The sequence below is a fragment of the Streptomyces bikiniensis genome (genome assembly GCF_000716625.1).
Lineage (GTDB): Bacteria > Actinomycetota > Actinomycetes > Streptomycetales > Streptomycetaceae > Streptomyces > Streptomyces bikiniensis.
In genome coordinates, this window is sequence record NZ_JNXJ01000061.1 from 1 (window position 1) to 26246 (window position 26246).

Consider the following 26246-nt stretch of genomic DNA (forward strand, 5'->3'; position numbering starts at 1 on the left):
CCCGCCGGAGGCGCCTCCGCCCCCGCCCCCCGCCGGGGCCGCCCCCGGTCCGAGGCCGTCGAGCAGGCGATCTACGAGGCGGTCGGGGGGCTCCTGGACGACGGGGTCCCGCTGACCGAGCTGTCCGTCGAGCGGATCGCCCGCACCGCCGGGGTCGGGAAGGCCACCATCTACCGCCGCTGGTCCGGCAAGGAGGACCTCTTCGTCGACCTCCTGCGCTCCCTGGAGCCCCCGGACCCCGTGCTGCCCGGCACCTCGGTCCGGGACGACCTCGTGGCGCTCCTGGAGGCCCTGCGGCGGCGCGGCCTCGCCAAGCGCTCCTCCGCCCTGCTCCACACCGTCTTCTCGCAGATGCAGCTGTATCCCAAGCTGTGGGACGCCTACCGGCTCACCGTCATCGAACCGCGCCGCCGGCTCGGCCTGGACGCGGTGCGGCGCGGCATGGAGGAGGGCGAGATCCGCGACGACCTCGACGCCGAGTTCGTCAACGACCTCTTCGTCGGCCCCCTGCTGCTGCGCACCGTCGTCCGCCCGGACTCCTCCGACCTGGAGCCCGGCCTCGCCGAGCGGGTCGTCGACGCCCTCCTGGACGGCCTGCGCCCCCGCGCCTGACACCCGGGCCGCCACGGGGCGCGGAAAGCCGCCACGGGGCGCGGAAAGGGGAGGGGCGGAGGCGGAGGGGCGGACCGGCGTGAATATGAGCGTTCTGTCACAGCCGCCCCGCTCCGGCACCTCCGCAGGAACCCGCCACGCACACGGTGTCGTCCCTGGGGGAGTACGGCCGCCCCCTCATCGCCTAGTGTCGACGTCGGGTCGCGGCAGCAGGCACGACAGTACGGCGGCAAGGCAGTGAGGGCAGCGATGACGCGGGTGGACACGACGGGGACCGAGTACGGCGGTGCGAACGGCGAGCGTCCCCGTTCCCGGTTCCGGGCCTCCCTCGGCCGGCTCCGCCGCGATCCGGGGATCTGGCGCCGGGGCATCCTGCTCGCCCTGACCGCCGTGGGGCTCACCCTCGTGATGGTCTTCCACGCCGAGATCCCCAACCGGGTCGGCAACCTGGGCAGCCTCACCGAGACCTTCCTGCCCTGGTTCGGCCTCTTCGTGCCGCTCCTGCTCGTCCTCGCCCTGCTGCGCAGGTCGGCCACCGCGCTGATCGCCCTGCTCCTTCCGGCCGTGGTGTGGCTCAACCTCTTCGGCGGGCTCGTCGCCGACAAGTCGGCCTCCGGCGGCGACCTGTCCGTCGCCACCCACAACGTGAACGCCGAGAACCCGGACCCCGAGGGCGCGGCCCGGCAGCTCGCCGCCTCCGGCATCGACGTGCTCGCCCTGGAGGAGCTCAAGGGCGACATGGTCCCGGTCTACGAGAAGGGCCTCGTCGAGGCCTACCCGTACCACTCCGTCCAGGGCACGGTGGGCCTCTGGAGCAAGCTGCCGCTGCGGGACGCGCGGCCCGTCGACATCCACATGGGCTGGACCCGCGCCATGCGCGCCTCCGTCGTGACCCCGAAGGGCGAGGTGGCCGTGTACGTCGCCCACCTGCCCTCCGTACGGGTCAGGATGAACGCCGGCTTCACCGCCAACCAGCGCGACAACAGCGCCGACGCGCTCGGCCAGGCCATCTCCCGGGAGCGGAACGAGCGGGTCGTCCTCCTCGGCGACCTCAACGGCACCATGAACGACCGCGCCCTCAACGCCGTCACCTCGCAGCTGCGCTCCACCCAGGGCGCGGCCGGCGACGGCTTCGGGTTCAGCTGGCCGGCCTCGTTCCCGATGGCCCGCATCGACCAGATCATGGTCAAGGGCGTCGAGCCCGTCTCCTCCTGGTCGCTGCCCGCCACGCGGAGCGACCACCTGCCGATCGCCGCCCGCGTGACGTTCTGAGCGGTACGGGCAGCGGCCCGAAACCTCCCCTTCACCCTTCGGAAGCCACCGGGAACCCGTCGTCTGCGACAATTTGTTCAGACTGCGAACTAATCCCAGGCCCCACCCTCCGGAAGGCTCTCCCCCCATGCCCCTGGCGCTGCTCGCCCTGGCCGTCTCCGCCTTCGGCATCGGCACCACCGAATTCGTGATGATGGGGCTCCTGCCCCAGGTCGCCGAGGACCTCGGCACCTCCGTCCCCACCGCCGGACACCTCGTCTCGGCGTACGCGATCGGGGTCGTCGTCGGCGCCCCGCTGCTCACCGCCCTCGGCTCCCGCATCCCCCGCAAGCGGATGCTCCTGCTGCTCATGGCCCTCTTCACGGTCGGCAACCTGGCCTCCGCGCTCGCCCCCGGCTTCGGCTGGCTCCTCGCGGGCCGGGTCCTCGCCGGCCTCCCGCACGGCGCGTTCTTCGGCCTCGGCGCGGTCGTCGCCGCCCGGCTCGTCCGCGAGGGGCGGCAGGCGCGGGCGGTGGCCACCATGTTCCTCGGCCTCACCGTCGCCAACATCCTCGGCGTCCCGGCCGCCACCCTCCTCGGCCAGCACCTCGGCTGGCGGGCCACCTTCCTCGTGGTCTCCGCGATCGGCCTGCTCGCCGTGGCCGCGCTCGCCCGCCTCGTCCCGCCGATCCCCGCCGACCGGCACGGCGGCCTGGGCCGCGAGGTGCGCGCCCTCGGCCGCCCGCAGGTGCTGCTCGGCCTGCTCACCGCCGTCTTCGGCTTCGCGGGCGTCTTCGCCGTCTACTCGTACCTCGCCTCGATGACCACCGAGGTGATGGGCTTCGGCGACTCCACCGTCACCCTCGTCCTCGCCCTCTTCGGCCTCGGGATGACCGGCGGCGCGCTCGCCGCCGGACCGCTGACCGACCGCGCCCTGCGCCCCACCCTGTACGGATCGCTCGCCGCCCTCGTCCTCGCCCTGGTCGCCTTCCGCTTCGCCGTCCACGTGCCCTGGCTCGCCCTGGTCACGGTCGTCGTCCTCGGCGCGGTCGGCTTCATGACCACCACCCCGCTCCAGATGCTGGTCATGAACAGGGCCGCGGACGCCCCCACGCTCGCCTCCGCCTCCAACCACTCGGCCTTCAACCTCGCCAACGCGGGCGGCGCCTGGGCGGGCGGCGCGGCCGTCGCCGCCGGCTGGGGCTGGACCTCACCGGCCCTGGTCGGCGCGGGCCTCACCGCCGTCGGCCTGGCGGTCGCCGCGGTGGCGGGACTGCTCGACCGCCGTACGCCGGAGGGGGCCTCCCGCGTGGTCGCGGGAAGCCCCTTCGAAGGCACGGGAGCGGAGGTCAGCCGGCAGGGGACTCCCGCCAGCGGTTCGTGATCGGCAGGCGCCGGTCCTTGCCGAAGCCCTTCGCCGAGATCTTGGTGCCCGGCGGGTACTGGCGCCGCTTGTACTCCGCCGCGTCCACCATCCGCAGCGTCCGCGTCACCAGCTCCTCGTCGTACCCGGCGGCCACGATCTCGTCCCGTCCCCGGTCCCGGTCCACGTACAGCGCGAGGATGCCGTCCAGGACCTCGTAGTCCGGCAGTGAGTCCGTGTCCACCTGACCCGGGCGCAGCTCGGCGCTGGGCGGCTTGGAGATCGAGTTCTCCGGGATCGGCGGGGTCTGGCCGCGCTCCTCGGCCGCCCGGTTCCGCCAGCGCGCCAGCCGGAAGACGTCCGACTTGTACACGTCCTTGATGGGCCCGAACGCGCCCACCGCGTCCCCGTACAGCGTCGAGTACCCCACCGCCAGCTCGGACTTGTTGCCCGGCGCGAGGACCAGGTGCCCCTCCTGGTTGGAGAGCGCCATCAGGGCCGTGCCGCGCAGCCGGGCCTGGAGGTTCTCCTCCGCGAGCCCGGTGAGGCCGAGCGCCCCCGTGTACGCGTCGAACATCGGCTCGATCGACACCGTGCGGTAGTGGAGCCCGGTCCTGCGGGCCAGCTCGGCCGCGTCGCCGCGCGAGTGCTCCGAGGAGTACTTCGACGGCATCGACACCCCGTACACGTTCTCCGCGCCGAGCGCGTCGCAGGCGATCGCCGCGACGAGCGAGGAGTCGATGCCGCCCGACAGGCCGACCAGGACCGAGCGGAAACCGTTCTTCGCGAGGTAGGCGCGCAGCCCGATGACGAGCGCCGAGTACACCTCCTCGTCGTCGTCGAGCCGGTGCGCGTAACCGCCCGTCAGCTCCGGCTCGTACGCGGGCAGCGGCTTCTCGGAGAGCACCACCCGGTCGACCCGCAGCCCGTCCTCCCCGACCGGCCCCTCCGGGGCGTCCGGGTCGTACGCGGGAAGGTCCAGGTCCACGATCACGCTGCCCTCGACGAACTGCGGCGCCCGCGCGACGACTTCGCCCTCCGCGTCCACCACGATCGAGTCGCCGTCGAAGACCAGCTCGTCCTGGCCGCCGGTGGTCGCCAGGTACGCGGTGACGCACCCGGCCTCCCGGGCCCGCGCCCGGACCAGTTCGAGGCGCGTGTCGTCCTTGTCCCGCTCGTACGGCGAGGCGTTCACCGACAGGAGCAGCCCCGCCCGCGCGGCGCGCGCCGCCGGGACCCGGCCGCCGTCCTGCCAGAGGTCCTCGCAGATCGCCAGGGCCACGTCGATCCCGTGGACCCGGACGACGGGCAGCGTGTCGCCCCGCACGAAGTAGCGGTACTCGTCGAACACGCCGTAGTTGGGCAGGTGGTGCTTGGCGAACCGCAGCGCCGCCTCCCCGCCGTACAGCACGGCGGCGGCGTTCTCCGGCGACCCCGCCGGCCGGCCGAGCCGGGGCTCCGCCCGCTCCGAGCGGTCCAGGTAGCCGACGACCACCGGCACCTCCCCGAACCCCTCCTCCGCGAGGCGCCGGGCGAGCCCGCGCAGGGCCGTCCGGGACGCCTCCACGAAGGAGGAGCGCAGCGCGAGGTCCTCGACGGGGTATCCGGTCAGCGCCATCTCGGGGAACGCGACGAGATGCGCGCCCTGCCCGGCGGCGTGCCGGGTCCAGTGCACGATCGCCTCGGCGTTCCCGGCGATGTCTCCGACGGTCGAGTCGATCTGATTGAGGGCGAGGCGTAGTTGAGGCACGCACCCAGTCTAATCGTCAGACCGACGCTATGTCCTGGGGTGCGGGTCGGGAATCCCGGCCGGGGGCCCGGCGGCCCCGGGCCCGGATCGCGGGCCCGTTCGCGAAGGCGCCCCCGGGACCGGAGCCCGCGCGAGGGTGCCCCTGTGGAGGCGCCCCCGCGATCGGGACCCGTGCGGAGTCGTTCCCGCGATCGGGGCCCGCGACCGGGAACCTCCGCCCGCACCCCCGCGTTCGACCGGTATGTCCAGGACCGTCACGCGGACCGCCGCCGCCCTGCTGGCCCTCGGCGCGCTCGCGTACACCGCCTGGGTCCTCGAAGTCCTCGTCCACACCGGACTCGACCCGGTCCGGACGTACGTCTCCGAGCTGGCCGCCGCCGACCAGCCCCTCGGCGGCCTCTTCCGCGCCACCGACTTCGCGGCCGGCCTGCTGGTCCTTGCGGGAGCCCTGACGGGCCTCGCGGGCGCCTGGAGGGCGCGCGGGTCCGGGGTGCCGGGGCACGAGGGGCGCGACCCCTGGGCCGTGGGCGGCTGGACCGCCCTCGCCGTCTTCGGGGCCGCCACCGCCGCCGACTCCCGGCTGCCGCTCAGCTGCGCCCCGACCGTCGACCCCGTGTGCGCGGCGCGCGAGACCGCCGGGCTCGTGCCCGCCACCCACGCGGCCCACGCCGTCAGTTCGAGCCTGGCGATGACGGGCGCGCTCGCGGCCCTGGTCGCCCTGACCGTCGCCGCCCGCCGGCACGACCGCCGCCTGCCCCTCGCCCGTACCGGACCGGCCCTGGTCGCCCTGGAGTTCGCCGCCACCGCCTGGACGCTCGCCGCCGTCGCCGCCTTCGAGGCCGGGAAGGGCCTCTGGGCGCTCGGCGCGGGACAGCGGCTCCAGGTCCTCCTGGTGGCCGTGTGGCTCGCCGTCCTCGCGTACTCCCTCGCCCGCTCCCCGGCCGGGGACGGACAGAGGGAGCGGCGGTGACCTTCGTACGGATCGGGGGCGTGCCCCACCACGTGGTGGCCGAGGGCTCGGGCCCCGTCTGCGTCCTGAGCGCCGGGCTCGGCATGAGCTGGTTCGACTGGGACCCGGTCGTCCCGCACCTCGCCCCGTACCGCACGGTCGTCCGCTTCGACCGCCCCGGCCACGGCCTCTCCGCCCCGGCGGCGGCCCCGCCGACGGCGGCGGGCGAGGCGGACCGGATCGCGGCCGTCCTCGACGCGCTCGGCCACCGCGGGCCGGTCGTCGTCGTCGGGCACTCGATCGCCGGGTTCCACGCGGAGGCCTTCGCCCGGCTGCACCCGGACCGGACCGCAGGGCTGGTCCTCGTCGACTCCTCGGTCGAGGAGGACCCCCGCCCGTCCCGCACCACCGCGCCCGCCCGCGCGCTCGGCGCCGTCCTCGCCGCCGCCGGACTCCCGGCGGCGCTCGGCCCGGCGGTCCGGGACCTCGCGGTCCGCGCGGGGACCGTACGGAGAGGGGGGCCGCGCCCGGACCCGGGCCCCGCCCCCGTCCGTACCGGCCCCGGCCCCGTCCGTACCGGCCCGGACCCCGGCCTCCTCCGTACCGGCCCCGCCCCCGTCCGTACCGACCGCGCCCTCGTCCGCCGCGTCTACCGCACCTCGCGGGTGCTGCGCGGCACCCTCCTGGAGAACGCCCGCTACGGAGCCGTCGCCGCCGAACTCCTCGTCCTGCGGGAGGACCGCCCCCTCCCGCCCGGCCTGCCCGTCACCGTGCTCGCCGCCCCCGACGGCTCCGCCCGCTGGGAGCGGCGCCAGCGCGCGCTCGCCCGGCGGCTCGGCGCCCGCTACGAGGCGGCCGAACCGTCGGGCCACCTGGTCATGCGGGACCGCCCGGACCGGGTGGCCCGGGCGGTCCTGGACGTCCGGAGGGGTCAGGAGGGCGCGTAACGCCCGGGGGACGTCCGGAGGGGTCAGGAGGGCGCCGTATACGCCCGGGGGACGTCCGGAGCCGTCAGGAAGACGCGTAGACGCTCATGCAGAACGCCTTGATCTGCTCGTCCGACAGGTGCTGCGCCAGTTCGGCCTCGCTGATCATGCCGACGAGCCGCTTGTCCTCGATGACGGGCAGCCGCTTGATCCGGTGGCTCTGCATCTCCTCCAGGACGGCGCCCACGTCGGCGTCCGACTCGACCCAGCGCGGGGTGCCCTTGGCCATCTCGCCGCAGGTCACCTCGGCGGGGTCGTGGCCCATGGCCACGCAGCCGACGACGATGTCGCGGTCCGTGAGGATGCCGCAGAGGCGTTCGTTCTCGTCGGCGATGGGCAGCGCGCCCACGTTCAGGTCGCGCATCAGCTGCGCGGCGCGGTCGAGCGTCTCGTGAGCCGGGATCCACCGGGCCCCGGAGTGCATGATGTCCTTCGCCGTGGTCATGGGGTCGCGTACCTTTCGTCGTCGAACGTGGTCGTCAGTCGAACGCGGTCGTACGAATCCCCGAGCCCACCCATTGTCGGCGCACGGCACGGCCCCCGCGACCGCAGCGGGTCACGGGGGCCGTACGGCTTCGGCTCACGGGCCCGGGATCAGGCGCCGCGCTCCTTCAGCATGTCCGCCATCAGCAGCATCTCGGACTTCTGCGCGTCGACCATGCCCTGGGCGAGCGCGCGCTCGGTGCCCACGGTGCACTTCTGCACGCAGGCCTCGGCCATGTGGACCCCGCCCCGGTGGTGCTCGGTCATGAGCTTCAGGTACAGGACCTCGGCCTCCCGGCCCCCGGCCTTCCGCAACTGCTCGATCTGCGTCTTGGTCGCCATGCCCGGCATGACCGCCCCGTCCGGCGCGCCGTCGTCGCCGAAGCCGCCCATGCCCATCCAGGCCATCGGCTCGACGCCGGACTCGTTCTTGGGCAGCCCCCACAGGTCGAGCCAGCCGAGCATCATGCCCCGCTGGTTGGCCTGCGTGTTGGCGATGTCGTACGCGAGCCGGCGCACGGCCTCGTCCTTCGTCCGGTCCCGGACGATGAATGACATCTCGACGGCCTGCTGGTGGTGGACCGCCATGTCCCGGGCGAACCCGGCGTCCGCCGACGTGGAGACGGGGGTGGCGGGCGCCTCGTCGCGGTCCGCGGAGGCGACGGTGACGGCACCTCCGGCGAAGAGCACCGCGAGGGCGACGGCGGCGATCGCCGCTCCCTGCGTGCGGTTCACCTTCACCGGCCCATCCCCGCGCCGCCCGCACCGCTCGCGTCGAGCCCGCCCGTGCAGGCCGCGCCCGGCTCCGGGGTCTGCGGGCCCTGCACGTACTTGGTGAGGAAGGCGTCGACGCGCGGGTCGTCCGCGCCGTCCACGGTCACCTGCTTGCCCCAGGCGGACAGCATGATCGCGCCGGCCTGGTCGTCCACGGGGCTCATCAGCGTGTACTTGGTCTTGCCGACCTTCTTGGCCAGCTCGTCCACGTCACCCTTGGGGGCCTGCTTGTTGTACGTCACCCAGACGGCGCCGTGCTCGAGCGAGTGCACGGCGTTCACCTCGGGGATCGGCTGCGTGTAGACGTCGCCGTCGCAGTTCATCCAGACCTGGCTGTGGTCGCCGCCGACCGGCGGCTTCATCTCGTACTTCACGGCCGTCTCGACGTGGTTGCGGCCGAGCTTGGCGGCGTCCCAGCTCTTCTCGGCGGCGATCGGGGCCTTGGCGGCGGCTTCCTTCCTGTCCTGCTCGTCGGACTTCTTCATCAGCACGAAGCTGCCGAAGCCGACGAGGCCGAGCACGACGACGGTCGAGACGCCGATGGTGATCAGGCGGTTGCGGCGCTCGCGGGCCTGCTCGGCGCGGCGCATCTCCTCTATTCGGGCGCGGCGGTCGGCGTTGGCGGAGCGGTTGGCGGCCATGGTGGGTCGTCCTTCTTCGGGAGGTGGGGGTGGGGTTCGGTCCGGCACGGGCGTGCGGCGGTGGGGGCGGGGTGCCGCCCTGGCCTCCGCCTACGTCCGCAGGACCTGAAGGACGTGCAGGTCCGGCGCGCGCGGCCGGACGCCGGAGCGGCGCGCCGACTCGTCACCGGAGACCGGGGCGAGGCGCGGGAGCCCGTCCGCCGCCTGGAGCGGGGGATCGAGCGGGGGCGCGCTGAGCACCGCGGGGGAGAGGGAGGGGAAGAGGGAGCAGCCGCCGCGGTCGTACGGGCAGACGTACGCGACGGGGACGGTGACGGCGGTCGCGTCCTGCCTCTGCCCCTGCCCCTCCCTCTGCCCCGACCCCTGACCCTGCTCCGACCCCTGCCCCGGTGGCTCGGGGGCCGCCCCGTGATGGGATCCCGGCCCCGTCCCCAGACAGAAGAAGAGCGCGGCGAGGAGCGTCGCCACGGCACTCGCCAGTGCCATGGGACGCGCGTGCCGGGACGGGCGTACGAGCCGTGGGGCCCCCATGGGCGGAGATCGTAGTGGGCGAAGACGCTCCGTGGGCCGAACGGGGTACCACCGAGTGCCGGAGGCCGGGCGGGAGAGGAGGGGAGGAAGCCGGGAAGGTCCCGTCCCCCGTTACCTGAGTCACACCCGAGCAGGCAGTATGGGTGTGCAACGTGGGCGAAACCATGTGGTGGGATGCTCAGGTGCCCCCGATGTGCCCGAGGCGGTGGGATCAGGCGGCCTGACCAGCGAGGATGGGTGTGGAAATGGACAAGCAGCAGGAATTCGTGCTCCGTACGCTCGAAGAGCGCGACATCCGCTTCGTGCGCCTGTGGTTCACCGACGTGCTCGGCTTCCTCAAGTCGGTGGCCGTGGCGCCGGCCGAACTGGAGCAGGCCTTCGACGAGGGCATCGGCTTCGACGGCTCGGCGATCGAGGGCTTCGCCCGGGTCTACGAGTCGGACATGATCGCCAAGCCGGACCCGGGCACGTTCCAGATCCTGCCGTGGCGCGCGGAGGCCCCGGGCACGGCCCGGATGTTCTGCGACATCCTGATGCCGGACGGCTCGCCGTCCTTCGCGGACCCGCGCTACGTCCTGAAGCGGGCCCTGGCCAAGACCTCGGACCTGGGCTTCACCTTCTACACCCACCCCGAGATCGAGTTCTTCCTCCTGAAGGACAAGCCGCTCGACGGCTCCCGGCCCACCCCGGCCGACAACTCGGGCTACTTCGACCACACCCCGCAGAACGTCGGCATGGACTTCCGCCGCCAGGCGATCACGATGCTGGAGTCGATGGGCATCTCGGTGGAGTTCTCGCACCACGAGGGTGCGCCGGGCCAGCAGGAGATCGACCTGCGGTACGCGGACGCGCTCTCGACGGCCGACAACATCATGACGTTCCGCCTGGTCATGAAGCAGGTGGCCCTGGAGCAGGGCGTGCAGGCCACCTTCATGCCGAAGCCGTTCTCGGAGTACCCGGGCTCGGGCATGCACACCCACCTCTCCCTCTTCGAGGGCGACCGGAACGCCTTCTACGAGTCGGGCGCCGAGTACCAGCTCTCCAAGGTGGGCCGCTCCTTCATCGCGGGCCTCCTGAAGCACGCGGGCGAGATCTCGGCCGTCACCAACCAGTGGGTCAACTCGTACAAGCGCATCTGGGGCGGCTCGACGCGCACGGCCGGCTCGGGCGGCGAGGCCCCCTCGTACATCTGCTGGGGCCACAACAACCGCTCGGCCCTCATCCGGGTCCCCATGTACAAGCCGGGCAAGACGGGCTCCTCGCGCGTCGAGGTCCGCTCCATCGACTCGGGCGCCAACCCCTACCTGACCTACGCCGTCCTCCTCGCGGCCGGCCTCAAGGGCATCGAGGAGGGCTACGAACTCCCGGCCGGCGCCGACGACGACGTCTGGGCCCTCTCCGACTCGGAACGCCGCGCGATGGGCATCGAACCTCTCCCCCAGAACCTCGGCGAGGCGATCTCCCTCATGGAACGCAGCGAACTGGTCGCGGAGACCCTGGGCGAGCACGTCTTCGACTTCTTCCTCCGCAACAAGAAGCAGGAGTGGGAGGAGTACCGCTCCGAGGTCACGGCCTTCGAACTGCGGAAGAACCTGCCGGTGCTGTAGCAGCGGGCAGGGCTCCGCACCGACGCCCGGGGCCGACGGACGCGAACCGTCCGGCTCCGGTGCGTCCCCCGCTCCTCCCGGGCCGTCAGACGGGATCGCGGTCAGCGGACCACTGGTGGCCGCACTCCAGCTCGGTTCCGCTGCTGTCGACGACCGTGTAGTCGACGACCACCTTGTCGGGGTCTCCGCCTTCGTGGATCCACACGACCAGGCGGTCCGTGGCGGCGACCACCGTGAACCGGGGATCCGAAGCGTCGGAGCCGGGCACGACGGCGAACTCGTCCCCGGGCTCCAACCAGAAGTCCTCGCCGTACGGTTCGACGAACAGGCAGCGGAGAACCTTGCCGCCGTTCTGCACAGGGAGCCCGTTCACCGACGCCGTCCAGGTGATCGTTGCCGTTCGAGGAGCATTCACGAGAGCGGCCCTCTCCGAGCGGAGCCGACCGACAAAGCCCCGTTCGGACCGGACCACAATGACGGCATGACCGAAGGAATAACCTGGCTCGCCGCTCCCCAGTCGATCACCTACGGCGGCTACAGCGTGCTGTTGACGCGCGGCGTGGACGAGGGGGAGCTGGTGTCCCGGCTCGCGGGGGCGGTGTGCTCGGGTCGGCGCGTGCTGCGGCCGCTGGGAGAGCTGACCGGCGAGGACCTGATCGAGGCGCTGGAGGACGAGTACGGGGATTACCCCGAGGAGGCGGCCGTGCGGGTCGGCCGGGACGGCGACTGGGTCTTCGCCGTTCTGTACGGCCTCTGGCAGGGCGAGTTCGAGAGCATGGAGCCCGTCTCGCGCGACGGCGCCCACGTCTTCCACCTGGAGTTCGAGGAGGAGAACGGCAAGCCGGTGCCGCCGTGGTTCCACTACTTCCACGACGAGCGCCTCCTGTGCGGCTTCAACCTGCACCTGGACCGCTCGTGGGGCTCCGCCGGCGTGGACGGGGACCCCGAGGTGGCCCCGGCCCTCCAGAAGGCACTCGCCGCCGCCGGTCTGCCCGACGAGAACCTCCCCGCCGAGGACGCCCACCGCACCTCACTGGAAGTCCTCGAACGCCACTTCGGCCTCTCCCTGCCCCGGGGCCGGGTCCTGGGGGAGCCGCTTTCCTCCGTGGTCCTGGAGATCGCCTGAGGTCGGCCGATGCCACCCCCGCACTCCGTGTCCGTGGCCGGGGCCGTCGTGCGGGAGGTGTGCGAGGAGACCGGGGTTCGGGGCGAGGTCGAGCAACTCACCGGGTCCACAAGAACCTTGCCCGGGGGATCGTCGCCCTCGTGTTCCGGTGTCGGCCCGCGGGCGGGGGCACGCGGGTCTCGGACGAGGCCACCGCCGTCGAGTGGATCACTCCTGGTGAGGTCCGGGAGCGGACGGCCGAGGCGTACGCCGTGCGGCTGCTCGACGCCCTCGACGGGGCCGGGCCCCAGGTGCGGGCTCATGACGGGCGGCGGTTCGTTTCGTAGGGCGGTGGTTATCCGGTGGTCGGCCGCCGGGCTCTGTGAGTACGGTCCCGGCATGTGCACTTACGCCTTCCTCCACTACAAGCTGCACTACGCGTGCGTCTCGTGCCGGATCAGTTTTAAACGGCATCCGAACGGTGCCGGGCACCCGTGTCCCCGCTGCTCCGAGCCCATGCTGTGCGCCGGGCACGACTTCGCCGCGCCTCGGCGGAGTGACCGGAAGGCGTGGTCGGTCGTCGCGGTCGTGCTCCGGGCCGGGCTGCGGTACGAGGGGTTCCAGGCGTGCGGGTGCGGGCGGGAGCCCGAGTTCCGGCCCCGGACCCGGGCCCAGGTGCGGGCCCGGCGCATCGCCGCCGCCCGGACCGGCGTTCCGTTCGCGGAGGCGCTCGGGCGGGTCGAGCCGATGGAGGCGCGGTGATCCCCCGGACCTCCGGAGCGGAGGTTCCTCCCGTCGCCACCGCGCGGCTCCTCCTGCACCCGCTCACCGTCTGCGAGGCCGAGCGGATCGTCGCGCGGGCGCCCCGTGACGGGGACCTCTGGGGAGAGGGGTATCCCCAGGACGGGGACGTCCGGGGGTGCGGCGGGTTTCTGCGGGAGGTCTTCGGGCGCGGGGATCCCGGGGTCTTCCGGGCGTACGAGGTTCGGCTCCTCGGGAGTGGGCTCGCCGTCGGGGGGATCGGGTTCCACGGGCCGCCCGACGCGGTCGGCGTCGTGACCGTGGGGTACGGGCTCGTGCCCGGTGTACGGGGGAAGGGGTACGCCTCCGAGGCCCTGCGCGCGCTCCTCGAAACCGCCCGGACGGCCGGCGTCGCCGGGGTGAAGGGGGACGCCGACCTGGCCAACCTCGCCTCGCACCGGGTCATGGAGGCCGCCGGGATGCGGTGTGTCGCGGAGGACGGGGTCCTTCGGCACTTCTACACGGGCTTCTGAGGCCCCGGCCCGGCCCCTCAGCGTTCCGTCAGTTCCGACGGCGCCTCCTGGACCACCCAGCCGTTGCCGTCCGGATCCTCGAAGGTCATGAACGAGTTCCAGGTGGCGCCCTTCCCCTCCTCCCAGCCCGTCTCGCCGACGTGCATCACGGGGGAGACCTCGACGCCCCGCGCCACCAGCTCCTTCCGTGCCGCCTCGATGTCCGTGACGCAGAGCTGGAGGCCGTGCAGGCCGCCCGGGGGCGTCTGCTTCGTGCCCGGCATCGGCGGCATCCCGCTCAGCATCGCGATCGAGCAGCGCGAGCCCGGCGGCGTCACCTGGACGATCCGCATGCCGGGGGCCACCTCGTCGTCCAGGTCGACGGTGAAGCCGCACTTCTCGCCGTAGAACTCCTTCGACCGGTCCATGTCCGTGACGGGGACCGGGACGACTTCCAGTGTCCAGTTCATGGTGCTTCTCTTTCCGCTCGGGGGGATCGGGACCGCCGTCACCGACCTGACGGAAAATCGTCCCTCCCGCCGTCCGGTTTCGGAGCCGGGAGCGCGCACAAGGGCGGGAATGCTCCCCGTTGTTCCTTCTTTGTTCCTCCGTATCGCGCTCGCGATCGCCAACTGCCCCTTCTCTTCCGTCCACTGTGCGGAATTGATCGCGATGGAGGGCTCCGGCGACACACAACCTCCCTATAGTGAGCGAGCGTTGAGCACAGGAACGCGACACGTGCGGCTGTCGCCCCAGGAGTCGGGAGTTCAGGACTCATGACGCGCCCCCACCCCGAGCAGCCGCCCCCCGGATGCCCCGCGCACGCCGGTACGGCCCCGGCCGCCGTGTCCCTCGACGGACCCGGGTTCCAGGTCGACCCCCAGGCCCTCTACCGGGCCATGCGGCGCGACCACGGGCCCGTCGTCCCCGTCGAGCTGCCGGGCGGGGTGCCCGCCTGGCTGGTCATCGGCTACCGCGAGCTCCACCGGGTCACCAGCGACGGCGAGCTGTTCCCGCGCGACGTGGGCCTCTGGAACCAGTGGCCGCACATCCCCGACGACTGGCCGCTGCTCCCGATGGTCGGACGGCCCCTGCCGTCCGTCTACTTCACCGCCGGGGAGGAGCACCGGCGGCACGTCCGGATGGTGGTGTCCGCCCTGGAGGGCGCCGACCCGTTCGAGATCCGCGGGCACTGCGAGCAGCTCGCCGACCGGCTCGTCGACGCCGTCTGCGGCCGCGGCACGGCCGACCTCGTCGCCGACTTCTGCGAGCCCCTGCCCGTCCTCGTCCTCGCCCGCCTCGTCGGCTTCCCCGACGCCGAGGGCGAGGACATCGCCAAGGTGCTCAAGGACCTGGCCGACGGCGGGCCCGGCGCGCAGAGCGCCCACCAGCGGTTCGGCGAGCACATGGCGCGCCTGGTCGCCGCCAGGCGGGCCGCGCCCGGGAACGACGTCACCTCCCGCATGCTCGCCTTCCCCGAGCCCTTCACCGACGAGGAGTACGCGCTCGACCTGATGGCCGTCACGGCCGCCGGGCACCTCACCACCGCCGACTGGCTCGGCAACTCCCTGCGCCTGATGCTCACCGAGGACGCCTTCGCCGACTCGATGGCCGGCGGCCGGCGCAGCGTCTCCGACGCCACCACCGAGGTGCTGTGGGAGGACGCCCCCACCCAGATCCTCGCCGGCCGCTGGGCCGCACGGGACACCCGGCTCGGCGGGCAGCGGATCCGGGCCGGGGACATGCTGCTGCTCGGCCTCGGCGCCGGCAACACCGACCCGCTGATCCGCCGGGGATCCCACGGCGCCCACGGCGGCGCCGGCGCGCACCTGGCGTTCAGCCACGGCGAGTACCGGTGCCCGTTCCCCGCCCAGGAAATCGCCGAGATCATCGTCCGCACCGGCATCGAGGTCCTCCTCGACCGGCTGCCCGACCTCGAACTCGCCGTCCCCGCCGCAGAACTCGTCCGGCGCCCCTCCGCGTTCCTGCGCGGCACCACCTCGCTCCCCGTCCGCTTCACCCCCGTCCGTACGACAGGAGACCCCTCGTGAACTGCCCCCACGCCGCCGCAGCACAGGCCGCCGCCCAGGGCGGCGGGACCGTCGTCATCGACCCGATGGTCCAGGACCTGGACGGAGAGACGGCACGGCTGCGCGACGCGGGACCGCTGGCCCGGATCGACCTGCTCGGGGTGCCCGCCTGGGCCGTCACCCGGCACGCCGACGCCCGGCGGCTCCTGGTCGACCCCCGGCTCGTGAAGGACCTGAACGCCTGGGGCCTGTGGCGCAGCGGCGAGGTCACGCACGCCTGGCCGCTCATCGGGATGATCGACGCCGGGCGCTCCATGTTCACCGTCGACGGCGCCGAGCACCGCCGGCTGCGGGCCAAGACCTCCCAGGCGCTCACCCCCCGCCGCCTGGAGGCGGTACGCCCCGACATCGAGAGGTTCACCGCCGAACTCCTCGACGCCCTGGAGGAGGCCGGGCGGGACGGGGCCGTCGTCGACCTCAAGTCCGTGTTCGCGCAGCCGCTGCCCATGAAGGTCGTCGGCATGCTGATGGGCGTCGACCCCGCCGCGAACGCCATGCTCACCCGGCAGTACAAGAAGTTCTTCTCGATGCTCACCCCGCAGGACGAGCGCCTCGCCCTCCTCGCCGACCTGGACGTCTTCTACGCCGGTCTCGTCCGCGAGAAGACCGCGCGGCCCACCGACGACCTGACCTCCGCGCTCATCCTCGCCGACGAGGGCGGCGAGCCGCTGACCGAGGAGGAGGTCATCGGCAACCTCAAGGCGATGGTCGCCGCCGGGCACGAGACCACGATCGGGCTCATCCTCAACGCCGTACGGGCCCTCCTCGCCCACCCCGACCAGCTGAAGTCGGTCCTGGACGGGGAGGTCTCCTGGGAGGCCGTCATCGAGGAGACCCTGCGGTGGGACACCCCCACCACCCACCTGCTCATGCGGTTCGCCACCGAGGACATCGAGGTCGGCGGCGGCGTCGTCGCCGAGGGCGAGGGCGTGGTCATCTCCTACCGGGCGATCGGCCGCGACCCCGAGCAGCACGGCCCCGACGCCGACGCGTTCGACATCACCAGGGCCGCCCCGATCCGGCACATGACCTTCGGGCACGGCCCGCACATCTGCCCCGGCGCGGCCCTCTCCCGCGTCGAGGCCGGGATCGCCCTGCCCGCCCTCTTCGCCCGCTTCCCCGGGCTGCGGCTCGCGGTGCCGGACTCCGACATCCGCAAGCTCCCCGTCATGACGCAGAACGACATGGAGGCGTTCCCCGTCCTCCTCGGCGCCTGACGTCCTCCTGGCACCGGGCGCCCGACACCCGGGGCCGAGAGGCCCCGGGCCCGCTCAGCGCCCCGCCGGTGTCCAGTGCGGCCGTCCGTCCAGGCCCATCACCACGACCCCGTCCGCGCCCGCGTCCGGCGCCCCCGCGAACAGGAACCGGTCCAGCGTCCACGCCGGCCGCGTCCCGGTTCCCTTCTTCCCCGTGCCCGCCCCGCCGTGCGACGCCGTCGCCAGGAAGCCGGTGCGGGAGCGGACCGCCAGGAGGCCGTCGCCGCCGCTCACCGGGCCGAAGCCCGCGACCCCGGTGCCCGGCAGCTCCGTGAACGGGGAGACCGGGGCCGTACCCGAGAAGTCGGCGCTCCGCAGGTCGCCGGAGGCGGGCTTGCGGAACCACAGCCGCACCCCGTCGCCGTGCGGCGTCGCGCTCAGCGCCAGCGTCGTCTGCGGCAGACCGGTCCGGGCCAGGCCCGTCAGCGGCCCGCCGGGGCGCTGCTGCGCCCAGGCCAGCACGGTCTTCGCGGTGCTCGCGAAGACGTACGCCCGCCCGCTCGCGTCCGTCGCCGCCACCGGGTCGCCGATCACGTTCACACCGCCCAGGACGCGCCACGGCCCCCACGCGCCGCCGGCGCGCTGCTCCCGGAAGGTGAGGACGCGGCGGCTGTCCCGCACGGCCAGGACCGCCCTGCCGTCGGCGCCCACGGCCACGGCGGGCGCGCTGATGTCCGAGGCGCCCGAGGCGTCGTTCCGCTCGGGGGTGCCGAGCGGGCGCCACGGACCGAAGCCGCCGCCCGGCGCGGTCTGGGTCGTGCTCACCACCTCCCGGCGGTAGTCCTTCAGGACCGTCCGGGTGCCGTAGACGGAGATGCGGCCGTCGGGCAGGCTCACGGAGGTGATCCCGCTGTCGATGCCGTCGCCGGGCAGCAGCTCCGGGCCCCGCCACACGTCGGCGTCCGCCTCCTTCCGCCAGACCGCGAGGTGCCCGTCGAGGACGGAGAAGGCCCGCAGGGCGCCGTCCGGCTCCCGCCGCACCCAGGAGGTGGAGGTGTTCCGGGCGTACCGGACGGTCTGCGCCCAGCCCCGTCCGGCGGGCCGCGCGGCCACCTTCAGGTCGCCGCAGCCCGCGAGGGGCCCGCAGTCCCTGACCCCGTCCGTCCACGCGTACGTCTTCAGGGGCTTCAGCTTCGCGCCCGCCGTCTCGGGGTCCAGGGTGTGCGGCAGGGGGGTGGTCGGGTAGCCCAGGTAGTTCTGCACCACGACGTGCGGCCGGCCGGGCCGCTTCGCGTACCGGGCCAGCGCCTCCTGCACGAACCGGGCGCCGTACAGGTGGTCCTGGTGGTCCCGGTACACCCCCGTCTTCGGGTACGTGCCGGGGGTCGGGTCCTGCATCCGCACGAAGGTCGGCCGGAAGCGTTCCAGGAGCCCGGTCACCGTCGCGACGACCTGCTCCCCGGTGTACGTGAAGTCGGCGGAGACCGGGGTGCCGGCGGACAGCTGGGAGCCGAGCGCGGGCACACGGCCGTGCCAGAGGCCGTTGAGGCTGTGCGGGCGGTCGCCGATGATGGAACCGGCCTCGCGCATCTGCAACCACACCAGCTTGACGTGCGGCTTCGCCCGCAGGGTGTCCATCTCGGCCCAGGCGCCGCCGGCCGTGGAGATCGCGATCCGGTCCCAGGGGCTGGTCCTGCTGCCCGTCGCCATCTCGGCGTACGCGGCGCGGATGCCGTTCTGCCGGGCCTCGGCGTAGCCCGCCTTGTCGGCGGCGGTCCCGGCGGCGTCGCCCGGGCGCGCGTTGACGCCGTCCGACTCGCCCGCCGTGAGGTAGACGGAGGCCAGCGGGACGGTGGACTGGAGCGACTGGGATATGTCCGGGTTCATGAAGAACAGGTCGTCGTCCGGGTGCGCGACGACCTGCACCACCGAGGCCGGGGACGGCGGAGCCGGTACGGGCTTCGCCGCCGTACGGTCCGCGGGCTCCGCGGCCGGATCCGGCTCCCGGACCGGTCCGCCTCCCGAGAGCCGCGCGGCCGCCTTCGACTCCGAGGCCCCTCCCGGCCCGGCGTCCCCTCCCGGCCGCGCGCCCCCTTCCGGGGCGGCGTCCCCCGCCGGGTGCACGGCCGTCCCGGACCGGGGGGCCGGCCGCGCGTCCGCCGCCGCGTGCGCCGCCCCTCCCTCCGGCGCGTCCGCCACCGAGAGGACCACGGTGAGGGCGCCGCCCACCAGGGCGGCCGTGACCACGGTCACGGCGGTCCCGCGGCGGGGGGCGAGGTCGGAACGGCGGGGGCGGCGGCGGAGGCGGACGGGCATGGGTCGGTGACGTGCTTTCGGATCGAACGGACGGGCGGATCTCACGTCGGCAAGACGGACTTTCAAGAAATACGGTTCATCGAGCCGGAAAGGCGACCAATGTGCGGGATGTCACGTGTGATCCGCTATGAACCGAAGGTCTGCGGGCCCCCGCGCCCCGCGCCGGATAGGCTCGGACCCCCGGGCCCGCCCAGGCCCGGACGCGCGCGGACGTGCTCGGAGGGAGCGGCGGAATGACGGTGCCGGGACGCAGGAGCAGTACGTTCTCCCGTCTGCTGCGACACGGGTTCACCGACCCCTCGGGGGCCGAACGGCTCCTGGACGTGCCCGAGCTGTCCGAGCTGCGCGGCGACTCCGTCCTCCTCGACGCCCTCGGCGCCACCGCCGACCCCGACCTCGCCCTGCGCGGCCTGGTCCGCCTGGTCGAGGCGCAGCCCGAGGCCGAGCGGCAGCGGTTCACCACCACGCTGCTCTCCGCCAAGCCCTTCCGGGACCGGCTCCTCGGGGTGCTCGGCGCCTCCGAGGCGCTCGCCGACCACCTGGCCCGCCACCCCCGCGACTGGGAGACCCTCGTCACGTACGAGGCGGCCGACCTGCACCCGGGGGTCGCGGAGTTCGAGCGGGGGCTCGCCGACGCGACCGACCCGGTCGCGCTGCGGGTCGCCTACCGCCGCTGTCTGCTCGCCATAGCGGCCCGCGACGTGTGCGGCACCACCGACGTCGCCCAGGCCGCCGCCGAGCTGGCCGACCTGGCGACGGCGACCCTCCGCGCCGCGCTCGCCATCGCCGAGGCCGCCGCGCCCGACGACGCCGACCAGTGCCGGCTCGCGGTGATCGCGATGGGCAAGTGCGGCGGCCACGAGCTGAACTACGTCTCCGACGTGGACGTGATCTTCGTCGGGGAGCCGGCCGACGGCGCCGACGAGGGCAAGGCGATCCAGGCCGCGACCCGGCTCGCCTCCCACCTGATGCGGATCTGCTCCGAGACCACCGTCGAGGGCACCATCTGGCCGGTCGACGCCAACCTGCGCCCGGAGGGCCGCAACGGCCCCCTCGTCCGCACCCTCTCCTCCCACCTCGCCTACTACCAGCGCTGGGCGAAGACCTGGGAGTTCCAGGCGCTCCTCAAGGCGCGCGCGGTCGCCGGCGACCAGGAGCTCGGCGACCGGTACATCGAGGCCGTCTCCCCGCTCGTCTGGCAGGCCGCCGAGCGCGAGAACTTCGTCCCCGACGTGCAGCGGATGCGCCGCCGGGTGGTCGACAACATCCCGGCCGCCCAGATCGACCGCGAACTGAAGCTCGGCCCCGGGGGCCTGCGGGACGTCGAGTTCGCCGTCCAGCTCCTCCAGCTCGTGCACGGCCGCAGCGACGCCACCCTGCACAGCGGCGCCACCCTCGACGCGCTCGCGGCCCTCGCCGCCGGCGGCTACGTCGGCCGGGCCGACGCGGCCCAGCTGGACGAGGCGTACCGCTTCCTGCGGGCCATGGAGCACCGCATCCAGCTCCACCGGCTGCGCCGCACCCACCTCGTCCCCGAGGACGAGACCGACCTGCGCCGCCTCGCCCGCTCGCTCGGCCTGCGCACCGACCCGGTCGCCTCGCTCACCAAGGAGTGGCGGCGCCACGCGGCCGTCGTCCGGCGTCTGCACGAGAAGATCTTCTACCGCCCGCTGCTCGACGCCGTCGCCCAGCTCGCCCCCGGCGAGACCCGCCTCAGCCCCAAGGCGGCCGGGCAGCGGCTCGAAGCGCTGGGGTACGCGGACCCCGCCGCCGCCCTGCGCCACCTGGAGGCGCTGTCCTCCGGGGTCAGCCGGAAGGCCGCGATCCAGCGGACCCTGCTGCCGGTGCTGCTCGGCTGGTTCGCGGACTCGGCCGACCCGGACGCCGGACTCCTCGGCTTCCGCAAGGTCTCCGACGCCCTCGGCAAGACCCCCTGGTACCTGCGGCTGCTCCGCGACGAGGGCGCCGCCGCCGAGAACCTCGCCCGGGTCCTCTCCGCCGGACGGCTCGCCCCCGACCTGCTGCTCCGCGCCCCCGAGGCGGTCGCGCTCCTCGGCGACCCGGAGGGACTGAAGCCCCGCGACCGGGACCACCTGGAACAGGAGGTCCTGGCGGCGGTCAGGCGCGCGGACGACGCCGAGCAGGCGGTCGCGGCGGCGCGCGGGGTGCGCCGCCGGGAGCTGTTCCGTACCGCCGCGGCCGACCTCATCGGCTCGTACGGCACCGAGGACAGCCCCCGCGAGCCCGACCCGGGCGCACTGGTCGACCGGGTGGGGGAGGCCGTCACCGACCTCAACGCGGCCACGCTCGCGGGCGCGCTGCGGGCCGCCGTGCGCGCCGAGTGGGGCGAGGAGCTGCCGACCCGGTTCGCGGTCATCGGCATGGGCCGCTTCGGCGGCCACGAGGTGGGGTACGGCTCCGACGCCGACGTCCTCTTCGTGCACGAGCCGCGCGAGGGCGTGGACGAACAGGAGGCGGCCCGGGCCGCGAACCGGGTGGTCACCGAGATGCGCCGGCTCCTCCAGCTCCCCACCGCCGACCCGCCGCTGCTCATCGACGCGGACCTCAGGCCGGAGGGCAAGAGCGGCCCCATGGTCCGCACCCTGAAGTCGTACGCCGCCTACTACCGCCGCTGGTCGCTCGTCTGGGAGAGCCAGGCGCTGCTGCGCGCCGAGCACATGGCGGGCGACCGGGACCTGGGCGAGGAGTTCATCGAGCTGATCGACCCGCTGCGCTACCCGGCCGAGGGGCTGGGGGAGGACGCGGTCCGCGAGATCCGCCGCCTCAAGGCCCGGATGGAGTCCGAACGCCTGCCGCGCGGCGCCGATCCGACGCTCCACGCCAAGCTGGGGCGCGGCGGTCTGAGCGACGTCGAGTGGACGGTCCAGCTGCTCCAGATGCGGCACGGCTGGGCCGAGCCGGGGCTGCGGACGACCCGTACCCGCGAGGCGCTGGCCGCCGCCCACGCGGCCGGGCTCGTCCCCACCGAGGAGGCGCAGACCCTGGACGAGGCGTGGGTCCTCGCCACCCGCGTCCGCAACGCGGTGATGCTGGTGCGCGGCCGCCCCGGCGACACCTTCCCCTCCGAGCCGCGCGAACTCGCGGCGGTGGCGCGGTACCTGGGGTACGAGTCGGGCCACGTCGGCGAGATGGTGGACGACTACCGGCGGATCACCCGCCGGGCCCGCGCGGTCGTGGAGGAGCTGTTCTACGGGGCGTGACGCCCCCGGCGGGGGAGGGGCCGCCTTCCGTGGCGCGCGGGCCCGGCCCGCACCCCGACGAGGGCCCTACGGCGCGTCGAGCAGCGTCCGGACATGCGCCAGGTACCCCGTGAGCGCCAGCTCGAAGGCCTGGTTCGCGCGGCCCTCCGGGACCGCGTCCAGGGCGCGGGCCAGGCGGGGGGCGGCCGTCTCGTCGGCGAGCTCCCACATCGACTCGGGGGCGGCCAGGTCGAGGGCCGAGCCCAGGACGAGGTTCTCCAGGGCGATGATCACGGGCATCACGTCGGACAGCGCGAAGCCAGCGTCGAGCAGCCGGCCGACGGCCTTCTCGTACTGGGCGAGGACCTCGGGCGCGCGCACCGGCGAGGTGGTGAGGAGCGGGATCGCGCGCGGGTGGGCGGCGAAGGCGGCCCGGTAGGAGCGGGCCCAGGCGACGAGGGCCGTGTCCCAGGGCTCCAGGTCGAGGGTCCCGCCGTCGATGCCGGAGGCCACCCGCTCGCGCAGGAGTTCCACGATCCCGTCCCGCCCGTCCACGTGGTGGTAGACGGAGGCCGTCCGGACCCCGAGCCGCTTCGCGATCTGCGGGACGCTGAACTCGCCCTGCTCGTCCACGACCTCCAGCGCCGTGGTGGCGATGCGCTCCCGGTCGAGGAGGGGTCTGCGCGGCCGGCCCATGGGGCGTCACTTCCTGTCCGGGTTCCCGTCGGATTCCCGCCGGGTCTTCCCGAACGGTCGGAGCCGAGGCTACATTGCGCAAACCGAAAGCCTTTAGGTTTACGTCCGGCCGGACATCCCGACACCCCTGCCACCGCCACCGGAAGGCCCTCCCCAGCCATGTCCGCACCCGCCCCCGACGCGCCCCCGGGACTGAGAACCGGCACCCTCACCACCGCCGACGTCTCGTTCTTCGTCGTCTCCGCCGCCGCCCCCCTCACCGTCATGGCCGGCGTCGCCCCCGTCGCCATCCTGCTCGGCGGCGTCGGCGCCCCCGTCGGCTACCTCCTGGCCGGTCTCACCCTCACCGTCTTCGCCGTCGGCTTCACCGCCATGAGCCGCCACGTCCGCAGCGCGGGCGCCTTCTACGCGTACATCGCGCGCGGCCTCGGCACCCCGATCGGCATCGCCGCCGCCCTCGTCGCCATGCTCGGCTACAACGGCATGGAGATCGGGGTGTACGGACTCCTCGGCTCCGCCACCTCGGACACCGCCGCCGCCCTCGGCCACGACGTCCCCTGGCTGCCCGTCTCCCTCGCCGGCCTCCTCCTGATCTGGTACGGCGGCCACCGCTCCATCGACTTCGGCGCCAAGGTCCTCGGCGTCCTCCTCGTCGCCGAGACCGGCATCCTCGTCCTCCTCGCCGGCGGCGTCCTCCTCGACGGCGGGGCCCACGGGCTCTCCCTCGGCGGCCTCGCCCCCGCCCACGTCCTCACCGGCGGCACCGCCGCCGTCCTGGCCTTCGCCTTCGCCGCCTTCACCGGCTTCGAGTCCACCGTCATCTACCGGCGCGAGGCCCGGGACCCCGCCCGCACCATCCCCCGCGCCACCTACATCGCGGTCGCCTTCCTGGGCCTCTTCTACTCCTTCGTCGTCTGGACCGTGATCCAGGCCTTCGGCGAGGACGAGGTGGTCCGGGCGGCCGCCGACGACCCCGGCGGCCTCTTCTTCGCCGCCATCACCACCTACGTCGGGTCCTGGGCTGCCGACCTGATGCACGTCCTCATCGTCACCAGCGTCCTGGCCTCCCTGCTCGCCTTCCACAACGCCATCAACCGCTACACCCTCGCCCTCGCCGAGGAGGGCGTCCTGCCGAAGGCCCTCGGCCGCATCCACCCCCGCCACCGCTCCCCGTACGTCGCCGGGGCCGCCCAGACCGTGCTCGGCGCGCTCGTGGTCCTCGGCTTCGCGCTCGCCGGCGCCGACCCGTACCAGCAGCTCCTGCTCTGGGTGAACACCCCCGGGATGCTGGGCCTGATGCTCCTCCAGCTCCTCGCGGCGCTCGCGGTGCCGTTCTTCTTCCGCCGGATCCGGCACGACGAGGGCGTCCTGCGCACGGTCGTCGCCCCCGTCACCGCCTTCGTCCTGCTCGCCGCCGCGATCGGCCTCGTCGCCGCCCACGTCGACCTCTTCACCGGCGCCCCGCCCGCCGTCAACGCGGTCCTGCTCTCCGCCACCCCCGCCGTCTTCCTCCTCGGGCTCCTCCTGGCGTACCGGCTCCGCCGCACCCGCCCCGAGGTCTACGCCCGCTTCGCCGCCGAGCCGCCCGAACCGTCCGAGCCGTCCGAGCCGATCGAGCCGCTCGCATCGCCCGCACCGTCCGAGTCGCCCGCACCGCCCGAGCCGTCTGCACCGTCCGCACCGTCCGCACCTGGAGAGTCCCCGTGTCCGCACCCGACCTCGTCCTCGTCAACGCCCGCGTCCGCGACCCCGGACCGACCGGCCGCACCGCTGTCGCCGTCCGCGACGGACTGATCACCGCCCTCGGCACCGACGCCGAGGCCCGCGCCTGGGCCGGACCCGGCACCGAGACCGTCGACCTGGCCGGCGCCACCCTCACCCCCGGCCTCACCGACGCCCACAGCCACCCCGTCTGGGGCCTGGAGATGTTCACCGGCACCGACCTCTCGGCCGTCACCGACCTCGAAGGGCTGCGGGCCGCGCTCAAGGGCGCCGAGCGCCGCGACGGCTGGGTCCTCGGCTTCGGCCTCGACCACAACGCCTTCGGCGGCCGGCCCGTCCACCGCGACCTGATCGAGGACGTCCTCGACGGCGCCCCCGCCCATCTGCGCCTCTACGACGGGCACTCCGTCCTCGTGAGCGGCACCGCCCTGAAGGCCGCCGGGATCGACGGGCCCCGCGCCTTCGCCCAGCACTCCGAGATCGTCTGCGGCCCCGGCGGACTCCCCACCGGACACCTGGTCGAGCACGCCGCGATGGACCTGATGACCCCGGTCCTGCCCGCCCTGCCGTACGCCGAGCGCCGCGACCGGCTCGTCGCCCTGCTTGCCGGCATGGCCGCCACCGGGCTCACCTCCGCCCACGTCATGGACCTCGGCGGCCACGACGTCCCCGGACTGCTCGCCGCGATCGAGGAGGACGGCGACCTGCCGCTGCGCCTGCGCCTCGCCCCCTGGTGCATGCCCGGGGTGCGTACGGAGGAGCTCGACGCCCTCGTACGGCTCCAGGAGCGGGCCGGCCGGCTGTGGCGGATCGGCGGGGTGAAGTTCTTCATGGACGGCACCGTCGAGGGCGGCACCGCCTGGCTGGAGCACGCCGACTGCCACGGCCGGGGCACCGACGCCTTCTGGCCCGACCCGGCCGCGTACTCCGCCGCCGTGGCCCACCTGCACCGCGCCGGGGTCGGCACCGCCACCCACGCCATCGGCGACGCGGCCGTCCGCCACGCCCTCGACACCGTCGAGGGCCTCGGCACGGGCGGCCCCCGGCACCGGATCGAGCACATCGAGACCGTCCCCGACGACCAGCTCGGGCGCTTCGCCGCGCTCGGCGTCGCCGCCTCGATGCAGCCCCCGCACACCGCGTACACCCGCGCCGACCACACCGACGAGTGGTCCGTACGGCTGGGGGAGGAGCGGGCCGGGCGCTCCTGGCGCTGCCGCGACCTGCGGGACGCCGGGGCGCACCTCGCGCTCGGCTCCGACTGGCCCATCGCCCACTACGACGCCCGGCAGGTCCTGGCCACCGCCCGCGCCCCGCGCGGCGCGGCCTCGGCCCGGCACGGGCTCACGGGCCTGATGGCCCTGGAGGGGATGACCACGCACGCGGCGTTCGCGGCGGGGGAGGAGGCGGTCGCGGGCCGGATCGCCCCGGGCTTCCGGGCCGACCTCACCGCCTTCGCCGTGGACCCGGTGACGGCTCCGGCGGACGAGACCGCCGGGGCCCCGGTCCGGCTCGCCGTCGCGGGCGGCCGGATCACGCACCGGGGGGACTGAAGGGGCGCCGACCAGGGTCTGTCCGGCGGATCATGGCCGGGGCCGCGACCCCGACCCGCCGGACAGGCCCTAGGGCGTGTGTCGAAAGTCCCGCCTGCCCGGCGGCGCCCGGCACGCACGCTCGCCGCGTTGTCGGGATCACCCCGATACATCCAGTATCGGGGCGAC

23 protein-coding genes and 1 pseudogene are annotated in these 26246 nt (G+C 74.1%); 15 read left to right on the forward strand and 9 right to left on the reverse strand.

From position 1 onward, the window contains the following. The 3 genes from OO47_RS30735 to OO47_RS30745 form a co-directional block, all read left to right on the forward strand. Window positions 1–612 (forward strand): TetR/AcrR family transcriptional regulator (locus OO47_RS30735; protein ID WP_033210914.1); only part of this gene is annotated, 612 nt, incomplete at its 5' end. A gap of 249 nt (window positions 613–861) precedes the next feature. Further along, on the forward strand, window positions 862–1884 hold the full coding sequence (locus OO47_RS30740) for an endonuclease/exonuclease/phosphatase family protein (RefSeq protein ID WP_030222105.1): 1023 nt from the start codon (window positions 862–864) through the stop codon (window positions 1882–1884). A gap of 127 nt (window positions 1885–2011) precedes the next feature. Beyond that, window positions 2012–3247, forward strand: coding sequence for an MFS transporter (locus OO47_RS30745; RefSeq protein WP_030222110.1), 1236 nt, complete (start codon window positions 2012–2014; stop codon window positions 3245–3247). On the opposite strand, the gene OO47_RS30750 is transcribed toward OO47_RS30745, so the two are convergent. Continuing rightward, complete coding sequence (locus OO47_RS30750) at window positions 3213–4976, reverse strand: NAD+ synthase (RefSeq protein WP_030222113.1); 1764 nt, start codon at window positions 4974–4976, stop codon at window positions 3213–3215. The genes OO47_RS30745 and OO47_RS30750 overlap by 35 nt on opposite strands. A 241-nt stretch (window positions 4977–5217) precedes the next feature. On the opposite strand from OO47_RS30750, the gene OO47_RS30755 reads away from it, so the two are divergent. Continuing rightward, window positions 5218–5946 carry a DUF998 domain-containing protein gene (locus OO47_RS30755; RefSeq protein ID WP_030222121.1) on the forward strand — a complete coding sequence of 243 codons (729 nt, stop codon included), beginning with the start codon at window positions 5218–5220 and terminating at the stop codon, window positions 5944–5946. After that, a complete protein-coding gene (locus OO47_RS30760) occupies window positions 5943–6872 on the forward strand; it encodes an alpha/beta fold hydrolase (RefSeq protein WP_030222124.1) in 930 nt (309 codons plus the stop codon). The genes OO47_RS30755 and OO47_RS30760 overlap by 4 nt, the downstream gene beginning before the upstream one ends. 64 nt (window positions 6873–6936) lie before the next feature. On the opposite strand, the gene OO47_RS30765 is transcribed toward OO47_RS30760, so the two are convergent. The 4 genes from OO47_RS30765 to OO47_RS30780 all read right to left on the reverse strand — a co-directional run bounded on the left by OO47_RS30765 (window position 6937) and on the right by OO47_RS30780 (window position 9295). Then, on the reverse strand, window positions 6937–7356 hold the full coding sequence (locus tag OO47_RS30765; RefSeq protein WP_030222127.1) for a CBS domain-containing protein: 420 nt from the start codon (window positions 7354–7356) through the stop codon (window positions 6937–6939). Window positions 7357–7505: 149 nt separating this feature from the next. After that, complete coding sequence (locus OO47_RS30770; RefSeq protein ID WP_033210922.1) at window positions 7506–8129, reverse strand: DUF305 domain-containing protein; 624 nt, start codon at window positions 8127–8129, stop codon at window positions 7506–7508. Between the two features lie 2 nt (window positions 8130–8131). Beyond that, entirely contained in the window at window positions 8132–8809 is a 678-nt protein-coding gene (locus OO47_RS30775; RefSeq protein WP_030222132.1) for a DUF3105 domain-containing protein, read from the reverse strand. Between the two features lie 90 nt (window positions 8810–8899). Further along, entirely contained in the window at window positions 8900–9295 is a 396-nt protein-coding gene (locus tag OO47_RS30780) for a hypothetical protein (RefSeq protein WP_167345365.1), read from the reverse strand. A 290-nt stretch (window positions 9296–9585) separates the two neighbouring features. On the opposite strand from OO47_RS30780, the gene OO47_RS30785 reads away from it, so the two are divergent. Further along, window positions 9586–10947, forward strand: coding sequence for a glutamine synthetase family protein (locus tag OO47_RS30785; RefSeq protein ID WP_030222136.1), 1362 nt, complete (start codon window positions 9586–9588; stop codon window positions 10945–10947). Window positions 10948–11032: 85 nt separating this feature from the next. Here the strand turns inward: OO47_RS30785 and OO47_RS30790 are convergent, their stop codons facing one another. Next, window positions 11033–11320 (reverse strand): hypothetical protein, encoded by a 288-nt coding sequence (locus OO47_RS30790; protein ID WP_106969505.1) that lies wholly within the window; start codon window positions 11318–11320, stop codon window positions 11033–11035. Window positions 11321–11428: 108 nt separating this feature from the next. On the opposite strand from OO47_RS30790, the gene OO47_RS36605 reads away from it, so the two are divergent. The 4 genes and pseudogenes from OO47_RS36605 (at window position 11429) to OO47_RS30810 (ending at window position 13326) form a co-directional block, all read left to right on the forward strand. After that, window positions 11429–12073 (forward strand): DUF6461 domain-containing protein, encoded by a 645-nt coding sequence (locus OO47_RS36605; protein WP_051716363.1) that lies wholly within the window; start codon window positions 11429–11431, stop codon window positions 12071–12073. Window positions 12074–12118: 45 nt separating this feature from the next. Then, window positions 12119–12399, forward strand: a pseudogene (locus tag OO47_RS37475) (NUDIX domain-containing protein); the annotation flags it as partial. A gap of 169 nt (window positions 12400–12568) precedes the next feature. Then, complete coding sequence (locus OO47_RS30805) at window positions 12569–12814, forward strand: hypothetical protein (protein WP_030222145.1); 246 nt, start codon at window positions 12569–12571, stop codon at window positions 12812–12814. Then, window positions 12811–13326: a GNAT family N-acetyltransferase gene (locus tag OO47_RS30810; protein ID WP_234323355.1), complete on the forward strand. Its 516-nt coding sequence runs from the start codon at window positions 12811–12813 to the stop codon at window positions 13324–13326. The genes OO47_RS30805 and OO47_RS30810 overlap by 4 nt, the downstream gene beginning before the upstream one ends. A gap of 17 nt (window positions 13327–13343) precedes the next feature. On the opposite strand, the gene OO47_RS30815 is transcribed toward OO47_RS30810, so the two are convergent. Further along, window positions 13344–13775: a VOC family protein gene (locus tag OO47_RS30815; protein WP_030222150.1), complete on the reverse strand. Its 432-nt coding sequence runs from the start codon at window positions 13773–13775 to the stop codon at window positions 13344–13346. A 306-nt stretch (window positions 13776–14081) separates the two neighbouring features. Here OO47_RS30815 and OO47_RS30820 point away from each other — a divergent pair, with 306 nt between their 5' ends. Both OO47_RS30820 and OO47_RS30825 read left to right on the forward strand, forming a co-directional pair. Further along, the gene (locus OO47_RS30820; RefSeq protein WP_033210918.1) at window positions 14082–15356 is read left to right on the forward strand and encodes a cytochrome P450 family protein; all 1275 of its coding nucleotides are present in this window, start codon (window positions 14082–14084) and stop codon (window positions 15354–15356) included. Beyond that, window positions 15353–16612, forward strand: a complete 1260-nt coding sequence (locus tag OO47_RS30825) for a cytochrome P450 family protein (protein WP_030222157.1) — start codon at window positions 15353–15355, stop codon at window positions 16610–16612. The genes OO47_RS30820 and OO47_RS30825 overlap by 4 nt, the downstream gene beginning before the upstream one ends. Before the next feature lie 54 nt (window positions 16613–16666). On the opposite strand, the gene OO47_RS30830 is transcribed toward OO47_RS30825, so the two are convergent. Next, window positions 16667–18907, reverse strand: coding sequence for a PIG-L family deacetylase (locus tag OO47_RS30830; RefSeq protein ID WP_030222160.1), 2241 nt, complete (start codon window positions 18905–18907; stop codon window positions 16667–16669). A gap of 233 nt (window positions 18908–19140) precedes the next feature. Here OO47_RS30830 and OO47_RS30835 point away from each other — a divergent pair, with 233 nt between their 5' ends. Further along, entirely contained in the window at window positions 19141–22128 is a 2988-nt protein-coding gene (locus OO47_RS30835) for a bifunctional [glutamine synthetase] adenylyltransferase/[glutamine synthetase]-adenylyl-L-tyrosine phosphorylase (protein ID WP_030222163.1), read from the forward strand. Window positions 22129–22194: 66 nt separating this feature from the next. Here OO47_RS30835 and OO47_RS30840 read toward each other — a convergent pair whose 3' ends face one another. After that, window positions 22195–22803 (reverse strand): TetR/AcrR family transcriptional regulator, encoded by a 609-nt coding sequence (locus tag OO47_RS30840; protein WP_030222166.1) that lies wholly within the window; start codon window positions 22801–22803, stop codon window positions 22195–22197. A 159-nt stretch (window positions 22804–22962) separates the two neighbouring features. On the opposite strand from OO47_RS30840, the gene OO47_RS30845 reads away from it, so the two are divergent. Both OO47_RS30845 and OO47_RS30850 read left to right on the forward strand, forming a co-directional pair. Then, a complete protein-coding gene (locus OO47_RS30845) occupies window positions 22963–24597 on the forward strand; it encodes an APC family permease (protein ID WP_078490075.1) in 1635 nt (544 codons plus the stop codon). After that, window positions 24507–26078, forward strand: a complete 1572-nt coding sequence (locus OO47_RS30850; RefSeq protein ID WP_030222171.1) for an amidohydrolase — start codon at window positions 24507–24509, stop codon at window positions 26076–26078. The genes OO47_RS30845 and OO47_RS30850 overlap by 91 nt, the downstream gene beginning before the upstream one ends. Window positions 26079–26246: the final 168 nt, after the last annotated feature.